The 1387-nt window shown below is 61.4% G+C and carries 2 protein-coding genes; both read right to left on the bottom strand.

The window, feature by feature from the left end:
* Positions 1 to 728 (bottom strand): ATP-binding protein (locus tag BP858_RS06385; RefSeq protein ID WP_286879136.1); only part of this gene is annotated, 728 nt, incomplete at its 3' end.
* An 89-nt stretch (positions 729 to 817) separates the two neighbouring features.
* Positions 818 to 1387: MFS transporter (locus BP858_RS06390; protein WP_286879137.1), on the bottom strand; the 570-nt coding region annotated here is incomplete at its 5' end.

A 1387-nucleotide genomic window follows, 5' to 3' on the forward strand; every position in this document is an offset into this window, starting at 1 on the left:
TCGCGGAACTTCATCTTCACCTTCTCCCGGGAGAGCCCGCCCATCACGAAGAACTCCCCCGGCTCAAGCTCTGCGAGTTCCTCGACCTCCTTCCGGGACGAGAAGAAGAGGCTGACTGCCTTTAAGTCGTTCTCGATCGAGAGCTTCCCGATGATCTGGCTGTTGCACTGCGAGAGGACATTCTTTGCCACGAGCGACGGGCGCTGCGTCGCGACCATCAACCCGAGCCCGCGTTTCCGCCCCCGGCGGGAGATCTCCTCAATCTTTTTTATGGAGACGCCAATCTGGGGGATGAACTTGTCAGCCTCCTCCACGATCAGCAGGAAGGGCTGCTTCAGTCTACTCTCCAGGTCGTAGAGGATCTCGGCAAGCTTCGCCACCTCGTCGCGCATATCCTCTGCCTCCGAGACATCGAAGATCACCGCCGTCCGGGAGCGGATCGCGTCGTGCATCACCTCCCTGATATCAGTCTTCCCGATCTCCGCGTCACAGCTCTCGCCTGAGCCGATCCAGATGAGGGAGAACCGGTCCTTGAGCGAGAAGTATTCGCCCTCCGTATCGATGAGGCAGAACCCGATCCGCGCCTGGAGGAGCTGCTCGCAGAGGACCGCGATGCCCCAGCTCTTCCCGGCACCCGACTGCGCGATGATGCAGGTCCGTCCTGTGACCACCTCCTGGGCATCGACCGTGATGTCACGGTCCCCGGCCTTCCCAATCGCGAGCTCCATCTGATAAAAAGATCAGAGGGTCTCCGGGGCTTTAACGGTTTCTTTAGGGTTCCAGGGGGTCCTCTCTTTGAAACGACACGTCCTTAGCCTCAATCATTCTTTTTGAGGGATAAGAAGATGCCGAATACCGAAAGAACCGCAAATACCAGGAATATCAGGTTCATGCTCGCAAGGAACTCCGGGAATATCGCCGGTGTGACGACGGTCGACCCCATGATGACCGCAAAGACCACGAGGACCAGCCCCATGCTCATCATCATCCCAAGCGACCGCATCATCGCAACCATCGCGGATGCGCTCCCATAGTAGCGCTTCCCCACGCTCCCCATGACGGCGGTGGTGTTCGGGGACGAGAAGAGCCCGACCCCGACGCCCAGGACGGCCAGGATCACGATGATCGCCGCAACCGGCGTCGTCTCCGAGAGCGCGGCAAGGCCGAAGAGGCAGGCGGCCGAGAGCGCGAGTCCTCCTGCGGCGATGAGCCCGGGGCGTATCCGGTCGGCAAGGCGGCCCGCCACCGGGGCGACGAAGATCTGGATGACCGGCTGGACCAGGAGGAGGGTGCCTGCGGCGGCGGGTTCGTAGCCACGGATGTACTGGAGATAGAGGGAGAGGAGGAACCCGACCGCATACGTGGCGCTGTAGTTGATCAGGGCGGC

Origin of the sequence: Methanoculleus sp. UBA413, from assembly GCF_002502935.1 — an archaeon.
Taxonomy (GTDB): Archaea; Halobacteriota; Methanomicrobia; order Methanomicrobiales; family Methanoculleaceae; genus Methanoculleus; species Methanoculleus bourgensis.